The sequence below is a fragment of the Sphaerospermopsis sp. LEGE 00249 genome (assembly GCF_014299995.1).
Lineage (GTDB): Bacteria > Cyanobacteriota > Cyanobacteriia > Cyanobacteriales > Nostocaceae > Sphaerospermopsis > Sphaerospermopsis kisseleviana.
The window spans coordinates 1-17,251 of record NZ_JACJUZ010000091.1; the positions used below are offsets into that span (position 1 = coordinate 1).

A 17,251-nucleotide genomic window follows, 5' to 3' on the forward strand; every position below is an offset into this window, starting at 1 on the left:
GATATTGAGCATGATTTTAGTGCCTTAAAGAGAGCCAGAATGTATGCTCCTTCAAATACACCCTTAGATGAAATCATCCGTGATTATTGTGTATCTTAATGTCTCATTCTTAAGTTAAATGACTATAGATTTGAGAGCATGAGCTTCTAATTGTACTGTTTTTGCATCTCCTTGAGTAATAGCATCCTGAATCGACTGCAAACGCTGAGGCGTATCCTCCAAATAACATTGTATTATTTCTATAAATTGTTCTGCGTCATTATTGCAAATAATGTCTTTCAGTTCTTTTAAAGCCGAAGCATCAAGTATATTATTAGGCATATTTTCAACAATTTCAATATTACTCACACCTTGTTTTTGACAATTACGTAAAGCGTTTGTTAAATTATCAATTCTAATTGGTTTTGTAGTGTAGTCATTCATCCCCGCTGCCAGGCATTTTTCCCGATCTCCTTGCATAGCATTAGCAGTCATGGCAATAATCCAAGGACGAGAAGATATTGGCCATTCCTGACAAATTTGCCGAGTTGCTGTCAATCCATCCATTTCTGGCATTTGTAAATCCATTAATACCACATCATAGGGCTGTCTTCGCAAAGCCGTTAACACTTCTAAACCATTGGCTACCACATCAGCACGATATCCCAAACGTTGTAAAATATTTACAGCAACTTTCTGATTAACTACATTATCTTCAGCTACCAGAATTTTTAATGGTCTCTTTTCAGCCATCTGAGAATCAAACTTCGATGGTTTCAGATGTTGAACATTTTCTTTATTCTTCACAACCTGATAACTAAAGATATTAATGAGAATATTCACAAGATGGGATTTTTTAATGGGTTTAGTGAGAGATGCGGCTAACTTTAAATTTAATTTTTGCAAATTTTCCTGAATTTGGAACTTACTTATTGATGTTAACATCACTAGAGGTAATTGCTGGCAATTAGGCAGTTGGTGAATTTCATGTGCCAGAGTACAACCATCCATTTCTGGCATTTGCATATCTAAAATCGCAATATCAACTTGTTGTTGCTGAAGATATTTGAGAGCTTCTTTACCAGATTCTGCTAGTACATATATCATACCCACAGACTGACATTGTAACATCAAGGCTTGGCGATTGATGATATTATCGTCAACTATTAGCACTCGTTTATTAGCAATTAATTCTTGGTTTTGATAATTGTCTCTATAATCTGCATCATTTACAAATGTAGTGACAATAGTAAACGTAAAATTAGAGCCTTTACCAACTGTACTTTCAACCCACATTTCTCCGCCCATGAGTTCAGTTAGTCGCTTACTAATTACTAATCCTAAACCTGTACCACCATAATGACGAGTTGTGGAAGCATCAACCTGACTAAATGGTTTAAAAAGTTTATACATTTTATCTTCAGGAATACCTATTCCTGTGTCTTTGATACTAAATTTAATTTCATGTAAAATTTCCTGTAACTGACGGTTTGGTTGCAAATTAATTTGTGCATTTGAGGGATTTTTCACCTGACTAGTAACAGAAAGACTAACTTCACCAGAATTAGTAAACTTAATTGCGTTACTCAGTAAGTTGACTAATACTTGCCTTAAACGGGTAACATCTCCGGTAATAAATTCAGATGTTTGTGTATCCATCAGATAAGCAATTTCTAAGCCTTTTTCAGTGGCTTTAGGTGCTACTAAATCTAGTGATTCTTCAATACAATTTCTTAGGTTAAAAACTTGCTCTTCAATTTCTAAGTTCCCAGATTCTATTTTGGAACAATCAAGAATATCGTTAATTATAGTTAGCATCGAATCACCACTATTGCGGATAATTTCGGCAAATTCTCGCTGTTGTGGTGTTAGTTGTGTGTCTAATAATAATCCTGTCATGCCAATTACTGCATTCATTGGGGTGCGAATTTCGTGACTCATAGTGGCGAGAAATTCGCTTTTTGTGCGGTTGGCAATTTCCGCTTCTTCTTTAGCTAATTTGAGTTGTTCTTCTGCTAGTTTTTTCTCAGTAATATCTGTAATTGTACCTACTAAGCGATAAGGATTACCCTGTTCATCACGAAGACATTTTCCTTTGGCAGCTATCCAAATATAATTACCATTGTGATGTTTAATGCGATGGGTATTTTGATAAAGTTCGGTTTTTCCTTCTAGATGATCATCAATATCACCAATTACTTTATGTAGTTCATCTGGATGCACATTATCAGCCCAGGTAGAATAAGTATGAGGTAATGATTCTTTATCATATCCTAAAATTCTCATCCATGCAGGTGAAAAATAAACTTCGTTGGTGATTAAGTTCCAATCCCAAATACCATCGTTTGTGCCGGAAATCGCTAGTTCATAACGTTCTTCTCGTTCACGCAAGGTTTTTTCAACTTTTTTTCTTAGCACAACTTCTGATGCTAGTTCATTATTAATTTGCGATAGTTCTTGAGTGCGTATTTCTACCCGTTCTTCAAGCTGATTATTGGAACTTCTAATTTCTTCAAACATCTGCTTCAGTGCCAAAACCATAGATTGAAAATTCCGACTCAGGGAGTCTATTTCTGCGATTGTGCTATTATGAAAAACAATTTCTTCTTGTGCTAGAATTTTTTCGGGTAAATCTGTGGTAACTTGAGTTAATCTTAATAAAGGTTGTACTAATTTCCTACTCAACATAATAGCAGCTATCAAAGCCATTATCGCCGTGACTAACATGATTGATAGATTTTTGATGTAAATCTCACGAATATAATTAATTTTGGGTTTTGTTGGTATTTCAATAACTAATTTCAGGGGAAAGTTTTTATCTAAATTAATTCTATGGACATAAACAGATGTATCCCACCTCCTAATCAATGGTATATCAGATGAGTTTGATAGTAAATGAACAACATTATCACTGAGCTTTGTGATTTTTTTATTTTGGTAAATATCAAAGGTTTTGAGGATATTTTCCATTCCTGAACTAGTGGCAATTATCTGATTGTTCTCATCTATTAGGGTAACAGTAAAGTCTTGACTGAGATTGATCTTTTTTATTAATTGACTTAGTTGTTCCAATGGGATCTCACCAAAAACTGCACCAATAAATTTATTATATTTAATAATTGGTATACCTAATGTTAGATAATCATGTTTTTTAAAATCTGTAGCAAAATCTGATATATCATTAGTAACTAAAGCTGAATTTATTTTCATTCTTTGAAAATCATCTCTATGGGAGATATTTGGGTATCTCTCTGAATTTGTGGGGTATTCTGTAATCACATTACCTAAGTTATTAACTACATAAATTTTACTGAATTGAGGAAATATTGTTTGAGTATTTCCTATAATTTGCGAAATATTACTCTTCTTATTTTCCAAGTTTAAAAATGGAATTTCAATAATATTGTTACTAATATTTTTTAAAATTCCTAAATAGTTTTCTTCCCATAAATATATGTTGTTTTTTATAACAAATGACAAAGAATTTAAATCTTTTGCTACTTCTAATTCAATATTTTTAGCAGAACGGATAGCACTATTGATATTAATGAATAAAACTGGGAAGAATACAAATACAACTAATAAAGTAAATAGGTATTGTTGCCAAGAAATTGTATGTTTATAATCTTTATTTTCTAACCATTTTTGCAGTGGTAAATAGTTGATTAGTAAACTGCAAATCAAAGCATTAAAAAAACCATTAACAGCTTGTTTAACAAAAATTAACAATGTACCTATAAAACTAACTTTTAATGCCCCACCATAAAATATAAACACTAGAGGCATACCTAAAACAATCCAGTAAAGGCCATCTAGTAAAAGTATATTTTGGTTTTTTCTACGTAAAAATAATCCTACAAATAGTGCTTCACAAGTAAAAATTACCATTGCATAGGGATGAGTCCATAGTATGTAGGTATAACTGCTACTGATGATAGCGGCAATAGTACCCCAGAAATTTCCATAAAGAGCTACGATGAGTAAAACAGCTATACTACCAAATAGAAAGTCCACCCCAAAAAAGAGTGTGACTTTAAAATAATTACCCAGATAACCAGCAATAATTAACAATGACAGCAGCAAACTTTGTTTTCGCTTGAGTGATATTCCTGGGAATTTTGATATTTTTTTGAATATCCGCATATTAGTTAAATCTGTTGTGAAGATTTTAAATTCAGGATTTTTCAGATGTATAGTAGCTTTCAGCTATCAGCTTATAAATCTTGTTGGTGTCAGGCTTTATTATTCGATCACCGTAGATCCGAAACGATACCCTTTACCGTAAACGGTGTGAATTAGTGCAGATTCTCCACCTATCTCAATCTTACGACGTAACAGGCGAATTAAGGCAGCAATGACATTACTTTCTGGTTGTTCGTCATCGGTCCACAAATGTTGCATAATTTGGCTGTGTGTAAGTAACTGTCCTGCATTTTCCATAAAATATTTGAGTAGATGGCTTTCTTTTTGCGATAGCTCAATTATTCTCCCTTGACGATAGGCTATCTGATTTTCTACATCCAGTTCTAAATCAGCTACTACTAAGCGTCCGACTGTGGTACTGTAAGCATCAAAACTAGAACGACGTAACAAAGCACGGACTCTTGCTAGTAACTCCCGCAGTTCAAAAGGTTTAACTAAATAATCATCTGCACCTGCATCTAAACCTTGCACCCGATCATCTAAGGTATCTTTAGCGGTGAGAAATAGTACAGGGGTAGTTTTACCTTGAGTGCGTAATTCTTGACAAATTTCTAAGCCTGTTTTTCCTGGCAACATCCAATCTAAAATTAATAAGTCATAGGTTTTAGTTTGTGCCAGTTGTCTGCCGCTTATTCCTTCATAAGCAGTATCCAGGGTATAACCTTCACGAGTTAAGACACGACTCAAGGGATCTGTGAGTTCGATTTCATCATCAACTAATAAAATTCTCATGTTGCTTGTGGTGAGATAATAAACCGCAAAGACAAAGATATCAAAAAAAATAATGCTGACTGTCGCACTACCAAAAGGGGAATTACTTAAAAATAGCATCCGCTTGCTGCAATCTGCGGGATTGGACTTTAGTGGTTTTTTAGATGCTGGAAACCGCCAACTACAAATTCCTGATGCTAGTGGACAAGCTAAAGGTCTGTTAGTACGAGCGCAAGATGTACCTGTTTATGTGGAATATGGTCAGGCGCAATTGGGTATTGTGGGTTATGATGTGCTACGAGAGAAAAAACCGCAGGTTGGACAATTAGTTGATTTGCAATTTGGTTATTGTCGGATGTCTGTGGCGGTAAAAGCTTCTAGTTCTTACAAATCTCCTTTAGACTTACCTGCTCATGGTCGAGTTGCTTCTAAATATGTTAATTGTGCGCGGGAGTATTTTCAAAGTTTAGATTTACCGATTGAAATAGTTCCTTTGTATGGTTCGGTGGAACTAGGACCGATTACGGGTATGTCTGAAGCTATTGTCGATATAGTTTCTACAGGACGAACTTTGCGGGAAAATGGTTTAGTGGAAATTGCGACTTTGTATGAAAGCACGGCGAGGTTAATTGTTCATCCTTTGAGCTATCGTCTGAATATGGGTAATTTACACAAAGTGGTGGAACAGCTAAGAGTTAATAATTGATAATTGATAATTGACAATTGACAATTGTTTGATTCAAGGTTGAAAATCTCCCCCTAGAAAGGGGGAAAAAGCAAAAATTCCGCTTTTTCAATCCTCTTCCTTTCAGGGAAAGGTAATTATCAATTGCTCTGATGCTAACTGTTCAATGATTGAATTTAGGACAGTATTTGATGATGTCGAAATTTATTTAAATTTATGGCTCTACCGTACTTGTTAAGCTAATTTAACAACTGGTTCGAGGGAACTCTTAACAGGGAACAGGGAACGTAGTGATCCCTGAACTTCATAAACTTAATATCCCCTGAAATGTATATCTTAGGAGTGATTGACTTAATCTGTTGCTTGTGAGAATCATCAATATGCGGTCGTGATAGCAGTGGCAGTAATTTTGTGATGGAAATCACAGTTTTAGCCATTAGTCATTGGTCATTAGTCATTAGTTATGATGGTTATAGCCATTGAGATGAGGACATGATTAGTCCTGAAAATCTAAGAATAACAAAGGTCTTACTCTTGCCTTCTGTCACCTGTCACCTGTCACCTGTCACCTCATCATTACAGCGATCACATACTCCCTGAACTGTAACCTCGTAGGTTTTTCCTTGCAAACCAGGACGGAGATTTTTTAACTCAATACATTGAAATGTATCCCAAGCTATATCTTCAATAGCACCGCAAGACTGACAGCAAAAGTGATGATGGGGTTGAACATTAGCATCATAACGAGATACCCCCTCTTGCAATAATACTTCCCTCACCAGTCCCACTTCTCTGAGTGCTTGTAGAGAACTATATATAGTGGCCTGGGATGAAACAGGAAAATCTTTATTTAAATCAGTCAGTATTTGCTCAACAGTTGGGTGATCTGTGCGAGATAACAAATTTGCATAGACCGCAAAGCGCTGAGGTGTCACCCGCAAACCCTTGGATTTTAAGGTTTGAATAATTGCGTTTGCTTTTTCCTGCATAACTATTGCCGTATTTATAGAGATTTAACCCTAATTATAGTTTAGCACATTAATGAATTAATAGTATATGTTACTTTTTATAAAAATTAAGTACTTATAACTATTGAATTTTTATTAAATCAGAATTATTCTGAGATAGAGACAAAAAGCAAACACAATTTCACACATCAAAACATCAAGAGGTCAACATGGCTGTAATTGAAACCGTTCCTAACGTTGTCTTTAAAACCCGTGTTCGTGATGAGTCCATTGGTGGACCCAACCCCTTCCGTTGGCAAGATCGCACCACTGAAGAACTGTTTGCTGGTAAGCGTGTAGTAGTATTTTCATTACCTGGTGCGTTTACTCCCACTTGTTCCACCTCCCACCTACCTCGCTACGAAGCACTATATAACGAATTTAAAGCTTTGGGAGTTGATGAAATAATTTGTATATCTGTAAATGATGCCTTTGTGATGTTCCAATGGGGTAAACAACAAGGTGCGAACAATGTCTTCTTGTTACCCGATGGCAATGGCGAATTTACCCGGAAAATGGGAATGTTAGTAGATAAAGCTAACTTGGGCTTTGGAATGCGGTCTTGGCGCTACTCAATGGTAGTTAATAACTGCAAAATTGAAAAAATGTTTATTGAGCCTGGTTTTGATGATAATTGTCCCACCGATCCTTTTGAAGTGTCAGATGCAGACACCATGTTAAATTACCTCAAAAGTGTGAAATAGTTGATTGGTAATTGGTGATTGGTAATTGGTGATTGGTAAAAATAACTAATGACTAATAACTAATCACTAATGATTAATCAATAAAGTCCCAAAAGTCCCAAATCTAAAATCTAAAATCTAAAATTGTTATGACCTACGAATTTGACTTATTTGTAATTGGTGCTGGTTCTGGTGGTATTGCAACTGCAAGAAGGGCGGCGGAATATGGTGCGAAAGTAGGAATTGCCGAGTTTGATAGACTGGGTGGAACTTGTGTAAACCGTGGTTGTGTGCCTAAAAAACTCATGGTTTATGCTTCTCATTTTCCCGAATTATTTACTGATGCTGTAGGCTATGGTTGGAGTGCTGTTAAAAGTTCTCTAGATTGGGAAAAGATGATTACCGCAGTTAATAATGAGGTAGATCGTCTGAATGGAATTTATCAAAAAATGTTGGATAATTCCCAAGTTGAGATTTTACAAGGATATGGAAAATTAATTGATAACCATACAATTGTAGTAGGTGAAAGAACAGTTACAGCAGATAAAATATTAATTGCTGTGGGTGGAAAGCCAACAAAACCGGATATTCCTGGAATTGAAAATGCGATTACATCTGATGAGATCTTTCACCTGAAAACACAACCAAAAAGGATGGTGATTTTAGGTGGTGGTTATATTGGTTCAGAATTTGCTTGTATCATGAATGGACTGGGAACAGAAGTTACTCAGATCACTCGTGCGGATATGATTTTGCGTGGGTTTGATGATGATTTGCGAAGTGAAATTCAACAAGGAATGACAAACCACAGGGTAAAAATTCTCAATCACACTCAAATAATTGGCTTTGAAAAAGACGCAGAAGGAATCAAAGTCAAAGTTCGCAAAGATGGCGAGTCTGAGGATACTGTGGTTGTGGATGCGGTGAGTTTAGCGGCGTTAGGAAGGAAACCAAATACTCAGAACTTGGGTTTAGAAAATACCAAAATTCAACTCAAAAATGGAGCAATTGTAGTTGATAAATATAGCCGTACAGACGAAGAAAATATCTATGCAGTGGGGGATTGTACGGATAATATTAACTTAACACCCGTAGCAATTAATGAAGGTAGAGCTTTTGCTGATACGGTATTTGGTGGCAAATCTCGCACCATGAGTTATGAAAACGTTCCCACAGCGATTTTTACCACACCAGAAGCGGCTACAGTGGGTTTAACTGAAGCAGAAGCGCGAGAAAAATATGGTGATGCAGTAAAAATTTATCGCTCTCGTTTCCGTCCTATGTATTATACTTTAGCGGGTAAAGAAGAAAAAACCATGATGAAATTAGTGGTTGATCAAAATACTGATAAGGTATTAGGGGCGCACATGGTCGGTACAAATGCGGCGGAAATTATTCAAGGAGTGGCGATCGCCATTAAAATGGGTGCAACCAAAGCTAACTTTGATGCTACAGTCGGTATTCATCCGAGTTCAGCAGAAGAGTTTGTTACCATGAGATAATGTCAGTTGTCAGTTATCGCTGATAACTGATAATTGATAGCTGATAGCTGATAATTGATAACATGAGCATCTATCCAAATAAAAAGAAATCTCCAGAAAAATCCCGCCAAAATCAAAATGACTGGCGGTTATTTTTGCGTTTATTACCCTATGCTCGCCGTAGCGTGGGTTTATTAGTAGTATCAATGTTTTTGCTCATACCTCTTGGTATTGCTAACTCTGTTCAACCGTTATTAATTGGACAAGCAATATCTTTAATTCGTCAAGAACCCAGTGTTTATGAATTTATCAAAAATCGTTCTTTATATGAAGGTTTAACTATCATTCAAGGATTATTCTTGATAACAATTATTATCAAGTTATTGCTTACAGGATATCAGGGTTATTTAGTACAGAAATTAGGACAGAAAATAACAGCAGAAATTCGTAAAGACTTATTTCATCATGTGACATCATTAGCAGTTAAATATTTTGATCGCACACCTGTAGGTAAACTAATTACTAGACTAACCAGCGATGTTGAAAGTTTAGGAGATGTCTTTGCTACTGGTGCTGTGGGAATTTTTGCTGATTTATTTTCTATGTTGCTAATTATTGGTTTTATGTTTTCTATCCAATGGCAACTAGCGATTCTATTACTACTTATATTGCTACCAATTTCCTGCTTAATTATTTACTTTCAAAAACAATATCGTCAAGCCAACTATAAAACTAGAGAAGAACTATCAAAACTCAATTCACAACTACAAGAAAATATTGTTGGTGTAAATGTAGTACAGTTATTTCGCCGAGAAAAATTTAACGCAGAATTATTTAGAGAGACTAATAAAAAATATGTTGCAGAAGTTGATACTAGCATTTGGTATGATTCTGCTGTTTCCTCTACTTTAGAATGGGTTAGTTTAATTGCTATTGCTGGTGTATTGTGGGTAGGCAGTTTACTAATTTTAAGGGATAATCTCAGCTTTGGTATTTTATCTGCATTTGTTTTATATGGGCAAAAATTATTTTTTCCTCTGCAAAACTTTGCTGAGAAATTTACAACTATTCAAGCTGGTTTTACTGCTATTGAAAGAGTTATTGGTATTTTAGATGAACCAATAGAAATCAAAGATAAAAGTAACCCTCGCTTATCAATTTTAGATAATCAATTTGGTTATATAGATGAGATAATTAGAGATTTAGAAGCACAGAATTTTAACACTGCACCAGAATTAGGAGAAATTAGATTTGAAAACGTCTGGTTTGCTTACAAAGATGATGATTATGTCATTAAAAATCTAGACTTTATCATTCATCCAGGGGAAAAAATAGCTTTAGTCGGACCTACTGGGGCGGGTAAAAGTTCAATTATCCGGTTGTTATGTCGGCTTTATGAACCCACAAAAGGACGTATTTTGATTGATGGTATTGATATTCGGGAAATACCACAAGCAGAACTGCGGCGTTATATGGCGGTAATTTTGCAAGAGGCTTTTTTGTTTGCTGGTGATGTGAAAAGTAATATTACTTTAGGGGATAGTTACACCTTTGAAGAAATTGAACAAGCAGCACAAAAAACGAATGTTGCTGATTTTATTCAGCAATTACCTCAAGGATATGATACCCAATTAAGAGAAAGAGGGACAAATATTTCTAGTGGAGAAAAACAGCTTTTAGCCTTTGCGCGGGCTGCTATTCGTAACCCACAAATTTTAGTATTAGATGAAGCTACAGCTAATTTAGATGTGGGAACAGAAGCGTTAATTCAACAAGCATTAAATCAACTTTTAATCAAACGCACGGCAATTATTATTGCTCACCGTTTGTCAACTATTAGGAATGTAGACCGAATTTTTGTATTGAAGCGGGGAGAATTAATTGAACAAGGAAGTCATGAACAATTAATAGCACAAAGTGGACTTTATTCAACTTTGCATAATTTACAAATGTTGGGAACTTAGATGGTAATTGATAATTGATAATTGACAATTTAAGAAGAAAAGATAAAAATTTATCTACTGAGAAAATTGTCAATTATCCATTGTTAATTGTCCATTGTTGAAACCATTTCAAATTCTAACTGATGACTTTTGAGAAAATCATGAGTGAAATGATCTACCACATTTGTATCACTTAATTCTAAGTTATAAAAGTCTACAAAATCATGATCAAAATATGGTCCTGCGTGCCAAGTTCCAACTTCTAATTTAATAAAACAATTTCCAGGAATCCGAAAAGCCGCAAGTTTTTCTAATACAGGTTTGTTAATGTCGTTTTTAGGTGGACAAACTGCCATAAACCAATTTTTTCCTGCTAAAGAACCTAAACATTGAGTACATTGGGTATGACGGGTAATTTTATGAAACTTTGTTCCTTTATTGTGCAAACGCATAATATAAAAACGAGGAATACCGTTTTGTAAATTTAATTGTGCGTCTTCTGAATCAAAAGATTTCCCATCTTTGCTGGCAAATATTACTTGTCCATAGGGTTGAAAGTTTTCTGGTGTGATCAATTCTGCTGTTAATTGTTTTAATGTTGAAGATGTAGTCATAAAAAATCCTGCAACAATCCTATTTATCCTATATCCTATATAAATTATAGTTTATTTTATGTGAGTGAAGTACACAAGGGCGGGCAGGATGCCCACCCCACAAGATTGATAATATATTGGTAAATAATATTAACCCCACATTCCGCACTTCAATTTGTAGCACACATACAAGTATCATAAAAAGCATAGATGGTTAAATATAAATACGCAATTAAGAAAGTAAAAATATAGACGTTAATTCCCCTGGGACTACTAAATAGAAATCCATCAGGCATTGATAATAAATTGAGGAAAAAAATGAGAGAATAAAACTGAATTACATAAAAATACCTTCATAATATGAATTACCAAAAAGAAGAAATGGAGAGTAAAAACATAGATCACTTAGGAATAATTGCCGGAATAATAGATGAGATAGGAATAGTAGAAAAAATCAATGAAATATTCTCAGTGGATAGTAGAGAGAAAGTAAACACAGGAGAAGTAGTCAAAGCAATTATTCTCAATGGACTAGGCTTTGTATCAAGACCACTATATTTATTTCCAGAGTTCTTTAAAGATAAAGCCGTAGAACATTTAATAGGGGCAGGGATACAAGCAGAAGATTTAAATGACGATAAAATAGGCAGAGTAATGGATAAACTCTACAAATATGGCTTAACTAAATTATTTCTAATCATTGCCTTAGAAGTAGTAAAAAAATACGGAATAAGCACAAAATATTCCCATTTAGACTCAAGCTCATTACATTTACATGGAAAATATGATAATTGCGTAAATAATCTAGAAAAAGAATTAGGAATAAATCGAGAACATCCAATTATAATCACACAAGGATATTCGCGTGACCATCGCCCTGACCTAAAACAATGTATATTAGATTTAATAGTAAGTATTGATGATATTCAGAAATTTTTAAACAAAATCTATCCCTGGGTATTGGTGGAAAACTATTTTTTTCGGAAGCAACTCAATTTTGTTGAAGGGCGACACTGATGCTCTAGCTTTTTATCAATTATTTTTTTCTCTTGTGAGAAATCCGGGTTTAGCTGTATAATATTGAGAAAAGGTGATTAGTGATTGGTGATTGGTGACTGGTGACTGGTGACTGGTGATTGGGTAAAAATAACTAATAACTAATATCTAATGACTAATATCTAATGTCTAATATCTAATATCTAATATCTAAAATGACACCGATTGAATTATTAATTTTAGCATTTGCAGGAATTATAGCTGGGATTTTAGCAGGTTTTTTGGGAATTGGTGGAGGTACAGTTTTAGTACCTTTATTAATTAGCTTAGGAAACGAATCCATACAAGCAGTAGCTACCAGTAGTTTATCAATTGTCATTACCGCATCTGCTGGAAGTATTCAGAATTGGCGCATGGGTTATCTGGATATCAACAATGTTTTAAGTATGGCTTTACCAGCCTTAATAACCGCTCAAATCGGTGTTTTCTTAGCTAATTTATTTCCTGAATATTTGTTATTATTTACCTTTGGATTGTTATTAATTTCCAATATTTATTTAGTTGATCTGAGAAAAAAAATAGTTGCTAGAAAAAAAATACAAGAAGAAGGAAACCAAGATCAGGAATTTGTAGAAGAAAATAACGAAACTAATACTAATGTTCATAAAATTCAAGAGTTTTGGCATAGAATTATCACAGGTGGTACTGGCGGTTTATTAGCAGGTTTATTTGGAGTTGGTGGGGGGATAATTATGGTCCCTTTGCAAATTGTCTTACTCAATGAAAATATTAAAAAAGCTATTCAAACGAGTTTAGGAGTCATAGTTATTACCGCTATTTCTGCAACTGCTGGCCATGCTTATTCAGGTAATGTTTTGTGGTTAACTGGCGCAATTTTAGGATTTGGTGGTTTATTAGGAGTACAATTTAGTACCCGGTTTTTACCAAAATTACCAGATAAAGTAGTGAGTTTAGCTTTTAGAAGTTTGTTGGCTATTTTATCTATTTATATATTTTGGAAAGCTTGGCAAAGTTATTAAGTTTGATGTAAGCATTAAGCCGTTAGCTATCAGCTATCAGCATTCAACACTAAAATACACACAATGATCACAAATGCACAGAGTGTCAACCTAAAAAGCTTTTAGCACTGTCACCTGTCACTTGTTATACTTAGGGGTTGCTGAGAAAGTCTTTCCGTGAGGGCATAGGAGTCAGGAGTCAGGAGTCAGGAGTCAGGAGTCAGGAGTCAGGAGGAGATTTGAAAATTTCTTTGCCATCTCTTGAAATCCCCAAAAATGCACACTTTTTCCGGTATACCCTTCAAAACCCTTGCACTAATTTCTGTGTTTATCAGCCTCTAACCTTTGATATATCAAGGTTTTAGGTTTATTCAGCAAACCCTACTTAAAACTACCAAAATTTCAGGAACAGAGAAAAATGTTACCCATTGCTACTACACTAATTATCGAATATGAAGAATAATTAAGAGAAAATAGTGTTAGCAAAAATATGATGATTTTGGCTCAAAGTTTAACAATTGATTGGGTTTTAGTAAATAAATGCGTCAAGTTCGCTCTTTGGGGTGTTTTCTCCCTCTTACTTGCGGAAATAATTAGAGATAGTTATCATGCTTTGTGTCATCAAGTTACTTGGCTGGCAAAATGGCATAATAAACATCATGCAGCTTACCGTCGAGATTTAACATTAGTTTCTCAACAAGCTTACTTAGATTCCCAGTTGTATCACGACATAGTTGAGTCAATTATACTGCTAGTTTTATTAATCACAGTTGCTTTAGTTTTCAGACAATGGGGTTTATGGTTAGGTGTTGCTTATGGTGGAACTTTTTTATATGGTGCATCTTTGCGATATTTCCAAGGTACAATAGACACAGATTACAATCATTTACCAGGACCGTTAGCAGCAACTCCTTCTGTGTGGTTTGTGAATAGAACATATCATTGGCGACATCATTTTGATGATGTAAATGCTTATTATAGTGGTGTATTTTCTCTGGTGGATAAAATATTAGGAACAGGACTTTCTTTAAAAGGTAAAACCGTTGCTTTAACTGGTGCTTCTGGTGCTTTAGGAAAAGCATTAACCGCAGAATTAATCAAGCATAAAGCCAAAGTTATTGCTTTAACAACTAACCCAGATAAAATAGAGGAACAAACTGGTTTAAAAGTGATGTTTTGGGAATTGGGAAATGAAGAAGAATTAAAAGCCAACTTGCAAAAAGTTGATATTTTAATTATCAATCATGGAGTGAATGTTTATGGCGATCGCACATCCACAGCAATTCACAATTCCTATCAAGTTAACACTTTTTCCGCTTTGCGGTTAATAGATATATTTTCTGCAACTGTCACCGGACCTGATGCTAAAGCGACTAAAGAAATTTGGGTTAATACATCAGAAGCAGAAGTTTCACCAGCTTTAAGTCCTTTATATGAAATCAGCAAAAGGGCGTTAGGTGATATCATTACCCTCAAACGTTTAGATGGAGTTTGTGTAATTAGAAAATTGATTTTAGGACCATTCAAAAGTCAACTTAATCCATTCGGTGTGATGTCAGCAAATCAAGTTGCTAAGGGAATTTTGTTTTTAGCTAAACGGGATTTTAGAAATATTATTGTCACTGTCAATCCACTAACTTATTTACTATTCCCTATCAAAGAATTTAGTACATGGTTGTACTATCGTGTTTTTAGTCAGAAGTAATCAGTAGGGTTTGCTGAAAAAGTCTTTTCGTGGAGACAGGGAACAGGGAACAGTTTTTTCTTGTTCCCAGTCTCTGACTGGGAATGCAATTATAGAGTCTCCGAATCTAAATTTTACTACAAAAGGGACAGTCTTTAATCATTCATTCCCATCAAAATATTTCAATACAAGATCCCCTAATTCTTTTTTCATTTTGGTTATAAAAGATGAATTAGTTTAATAAGTCGAGTATCTGAGTTTTATTAATTCCGATTCAATTACAATTCTTATAGTTGAAATTTGCTAAGTAACCAAGCACAAACTTCAGATTGACTGCTTTCACGACTACGACGTAAAGCTGTTTCTAAAACTGCAATTTTTAACCCAGGTAAAACCTGTGATTCTTGAATGCGTTGACTACCTTGGTTAATCATACTATAGGCTATCACTTGGGCGTTTTGTACATCTATTACCCAATATTCACTAACACCTAATTCTTCGTAAAGACTGCGCTTTGTTCCTAAGTCATCTAATAAAGATGTTTTAGCAATTTCAATGACTAAATCTGGTGCTGGGTAGTGATCTAAATTAACAATTCCTGTACCTGTGGGGATAGTTTGGGCGCGTTCTTGGAGATAATAAGCTACATCAGGTTGACAGTCTTGAATACCTTGTTTACGAAAAGTTGTGGTATCTAAACCTGTAGCTAAAATTCCTTTAATAGTGGCAAATAAAGTGACAGCAAAAATAATTATTACATGATCTTTTCCATGATCAAAACTAACTGGTGGCATTTCTAGCCTCATGTATCCTTTATAATAGTAACTTTTTCCCGGTTTATTAAGTAAGTTGGTGGTTATTTGTTCATACTCATTCCAAGAAGTATAAACCCATGTATCTGTAGGTATTTGAGTTTGTAAATTACTCATTTTCTCAGTCTCCTGAGTACATAAATATTTGTAATATCCCTAACTTTTTAGATGTATTAATCATTTCTAGGACTTACGCAAGATGTGACTGAAAGCCTTATTCTTGCGTAGGGGTAATTCATGAATTACCCCTACTTTCGTTCCCTTTTGCGTAAGTCCTGATTTCTAGAAACGATGAAAATAGAAGTCGGGGATCTGAATAAAATGTTGGGTTTCCTTGCGTCAACCCAACCGATCGCTTGACATTCAAGACAGTCGCTACTAATTAGAATTTACCTGCAAATACTCTTTCTGCTGGTCCTGTCATATATATTTTATTTTCTACTTCGGACCATTCAATTTCTAACTCTCCTCCTGGTAGTTCTATTATGGCTGTGCGATCGCATTTATCATTTAATACTCCTGCAACCAAAGACGCACAAGCACCAGTACCACAAGCTAAGGTAATTCCCGCGCCTCTTTCCCATACCCGCATTTTTAAATAATTACGGTTGACAATTTCAATAAATTCTGTGTTTGTTCTTTGGGGGAAAACGGAATGATGTTCAAATTTAGGACCAATGCTTTCTAAGGGAATAGCTGCTACATCATTTACAAAGGTTATACAGTGAGGGTTTCCCATACTCACACAGGTAACATTCCAAGTATGATCCGCAACTTCTAAAGGTACATTAATTACTTTACTGTCCGTAGGTGCAAGGGTGGTGGGAATTTCCTGTGCTAATAAGCGGGGTTTACCCATGTCTACTTTAACTTGACCATCATCTGTAAGTTGAGGTGTAATTGTACCAGCTAAAGTATGAATGGTGTAGAAGTCTTTGGTGCGGGATACACCTTCCAACTCAGTCAGGAAAACCGCTAAACAGCGAATACCATTACCGCACATTTCCGGTTCTGAACCATCAGAGTTAAAAATTCTCATGGTGTAATCAGTGCCATTTTGCCCAGGAAGTGCGAAAATAACACCATCAGCACCGATACCAAAATGGCGATCGCATAATTTGACAGCTTTTTCTGGTGTAATGACCGGTGTTAACGAGGAACGATTATCAATCAAAATGAAATCATTACCTAAACCATGATACTTAGTAAATTCTATTGCCATTTTTCCCTAGATGAATTATCACAGATAAGTTACTACTAATTTAAACATTTAAAATTGGTAACGGGTAATGGGTAATTGGTAATTGGTAATTGGTAATTGGTAATTGGTAATTGGGAAGAATGAATATTAATTACCCAGTCACCAGTCACCAGTCCCCAGTCACCAGTCCCCAGTCCCCAGTCACCAGTCACCAGTCACCTGTTCCCTCTCTTGTTGCCATTTTTCCAGCAAAT

The 17,251-nt window shown here is 35.1% G+C and carries 12 protein-coding genes and 2 pseudogenes; 8 read left to right on the plus strand and 6 right to left on the minus strand.

Annotation, left to right across the window (positions count from 1 at the left end; genetic code table 11):
* Positions 1-99, plus strand: a pseudogene (locus tag H5968_RS22140) (IS630 family transposase); the annotation flags it as partial.
* Between the two features lie 15 nt (positions 100-114).
* On the opposite strand, the gene H5968_RS22145 reads toward H5968_RS22140, so the two are convergent.
* Together H5968_RS22145 and rppA are read right to left on the minus strand one after the other, a co-directional pair.
* Complete coding sequence (locus H5968_RS22145) at positions 115-4,122, minus strand: response regulator (protein ID WP_187041687.1); 4,008 nt, start codon at positions 4,120-4,122, stop codon at positions 115-117.
* Positions 4,123-4,221: 99 nt separating this feature from the next.
* Positions 4,222-4,914 (minus strand): two-component system response regulator RppA, encoded by a 693-nt coding sequence (gene rppA, locus H5968_RS22150; protein WP_187041688.1) that lies wholly within the window; start codon positions 4,912-4,914, stop codon positions 4,222-4,224.
* 52 nt (positions 4,915-4,966) lie between these two features.
* Here rppA and hisG point away from each other — a divergent pair, with 52 nt between their 5' ends.
* Positions 4,967-5,599, plus strand: coding sequence for an ATP phosphoribosyltransferase (gene hisG, locus H5968_RS22155; RefSeq protein ID WP_096571765.1), 633 nt, complete (start codon positions 4,967-4,969; stop codon positions 5,597-5,599).
* A 530-nt stretch (positions 5,600-6,129) separates the two neighbouring features.
* Here hisG and H5968_RS22160 read toward each other — a convergent pair.
* Positions 6,130-6,567 (minus strand): Fur family transcriptional regulator, encoded by a 438-nt coding sequence (locus H5968_RS22160; RefSeq protein WP_187041689.1) that lies wholly within the window; start codon positions 6,565-6,567, stop codon positions 6,130-6,132.
* Positions 6,568-6,755: 188 nt separating this feature from the next.
* Here H5968_RS22160 and H5968_RS22165 point away from each other — a divergent pair, with 188 nt between their 5' ends.
* The 3 genes from H5968_RS22165 (at position 6,756) to H5968_RS22175 (ending at position 10,713) form a co-directional block, all read left to right on the plus strand.
* Positions 6,756-7,289 carry a peroxiredoxin gene (locus H5968_RS22165; protein WP_096571767.1) on the plus strand — a complete coding sequence of 178 codons (534 nt, stop codon included), beginning with the start codon at positions 6,756-6,758 and terminating at the stop codon, positions 7,287-7,289.
* 128 nt (positions 7,290-7,417) lie between these two features.
* Entirely contained in the window at positions 7,418-8,770 is a 1,353-nt protein-coding gene (gene gor, locus H5968_RS22170) for a glutathione-disulfide reductase (RefSeq protein WP_187041690.1), read from the plus strand.
* Positions 8,771-8,832: 62 nt separating this feature from the next.
* Complete coding sequence (locus H5968_RS22175) at positions 8,833-10,713, plus strand: ABC transporter ATP-binding protein (protein ID WP_187041691.1); 1,881 nt, start codon at positions 8,833-8,835, stop codon at positions 10,711-10,713.
* An 83-nt stretch (positions 10,714-10,796) separates the two neighbouring features.
* Here H5968_RS22175 and H5968_RS22180 read toward each other — a convergent pair whose 3' ends face one another.
* Positions 10,797-11,306 (minus strand): ureidoglycolate lyase, encoded by a 510-nt coding sequence (locus H5968_RS22180; RefSeq protein ID WP_187041692.1) that lies wholly within the window; start codon positions 11,304-11,306, stop codon positions 10,797-10,799.
* Positions 11,307-11,645: 339 nt separating this feature from the next.
* On the opposite strand from H5968_RS22180, the pseudogene H5968_RS22185 reads away from it, so the two are divergent.
* From H5968_RS22185 to H5968_RS22195, 3 genes and pseudogenes are all read left to right on the plus strand, one after another.
* A pseudogene (locus tag H5968_RS22185) lies at positions 11,646-12,224 on the plus strand (IS1634 family transposase); the annotation flags it as partial.
* Between the two features lie 272 nt (positions 12,225-12,496).
* On the plus strand, positions 12,497-13,321 hold the full coding sequence (locus tag H5968_RS22190) for a sulfite exporter TauE/SafE family protein (protein ID WP_096571789.1): 825 nt from the start codon (positions 12,497-12,499) through the stop codon (positions 13,319-13,321).
* Between the two features lie 472 nt (positions 13,322-13,793).
* Complete coding sequence (locus tag H5968_RS22195; protein WP_187041695.1) at positions 13,794-15,005, plus strand: bifunctional sterol desaturase/short chain dehydrogenase; 1,212 nt, start codon at positions 13,794-13,796, stop codon at positions 15,003-15,005.
* Between the two features lie 266 nt (positions 15,006-15,271).
* Here H5968_RS22195 and H5968_RS22200 read toward each other — a convergent pair whose 3' ends face one another.
* Together H5968_RS22200 and dapF are read right to left on the minus strand one after the other, a co-directional pair.
* Positions 15,272-15,913 (minus strand): Uma2 family endonuclease, encoded by a 642-nt coding sequence (locus H5968_RS22200; RefSeq protein WP_187041693.1) that lies wholly within the window; start codon positions 15,911-15,913, stop codon positions 15,272-15,274.
* 265 nt (positions 15,914-16,178) lie between these two features.
* Positions 16,179-17,018: a diaminopimelate epimerase gene (dapF, locus tag H5968_RS22205; RefSeq protein WP_187041694.1), complete on the minus strand. Its 840-nt coding sequence runs from the start codon at positions 17,016-17,018 to the stop codon at positions 16,179-16,181.
* Positions 17,019-17,251: the final 233 nt, after the last annotated feature.

Coding starts and splice junctions, on each gene's coding strand:
- hisG (WP_096571765.1), top strand. CDS start 4,967: ATGCTGACTGTCGCACTACCAAAAGGGGAATTACTTAAAAATAGCATC.
- gor (WP_187041690.1), top strand. CDS start 7,418: ATGACCTACGAATTTGACTTATTTGTAATTGGTGCTGGTTCTGGTGGT.
- H5968_RS22180 (WP_187041692.1), bottom strand. CDS start 11,306: ATGACTACATCTTCAACATTAAAACAATTAACAGCAGAATTGATCACA.
- H5968_RS22160 (WP_187041689.1), bottom strand. CDS start 6,567: ATGCAGGAAAAAGCAAACGCAATTATTCAAACCTTAAAATCCAAGGGT.
- rppA (WP_187041688.1), bottom strand. CDS start 4,914: ATGAGAATTTTATTAGTTGATGATGAAATCGAACTCACAGATCCCTTG.
- H5968_RS22175 (WP_187041691.1), top strand. CDS start 8,833: ATGAGCATCTATCCAAATAAAAAGAAATCTCCAGAAAAATCCCGCCAA.
- H5968_RS22190 (WP_096571789.1), top strand. CDS start 12,497: ATGACACCGATTGAATTATTAATTTTAGCATTTGCAGGAATTATAGCT.
- H5968_RS22165 (WP_096571767.1), top strand. CDS start 6,756: ATGGCTGTAATTGAAACCGTTCCTAACGTTGTCTTTAAAACCCGTGTT.
- H5968_RS22145 (WP_187041687.1), bottom strand. CDS start 4,122: ATGCGGATATTCAAAAAAATATCAAAATTCCCAGGAATATCACTCAAG.
- H5968_RS22200 (WP_187041693.1), bottom strand. CDS start 15,913: ATGAGTAATTTACAAACTCAAATACCTACAGATACATGGGTTTATACT.
- H5968_RS22195 (WP_187041695.1), top strand. CDS start 13,794: ATGATTTTGGCTCAAAGTTTAACAATTGATTGGGTTTTAGTAAATAAA.
- dapF (WP_187041694.1), bottom strand. CDS start 17,018: ATGGCAATAGAATTTACTAAGTATCATGGTTTAGGTAATGATTTCATT.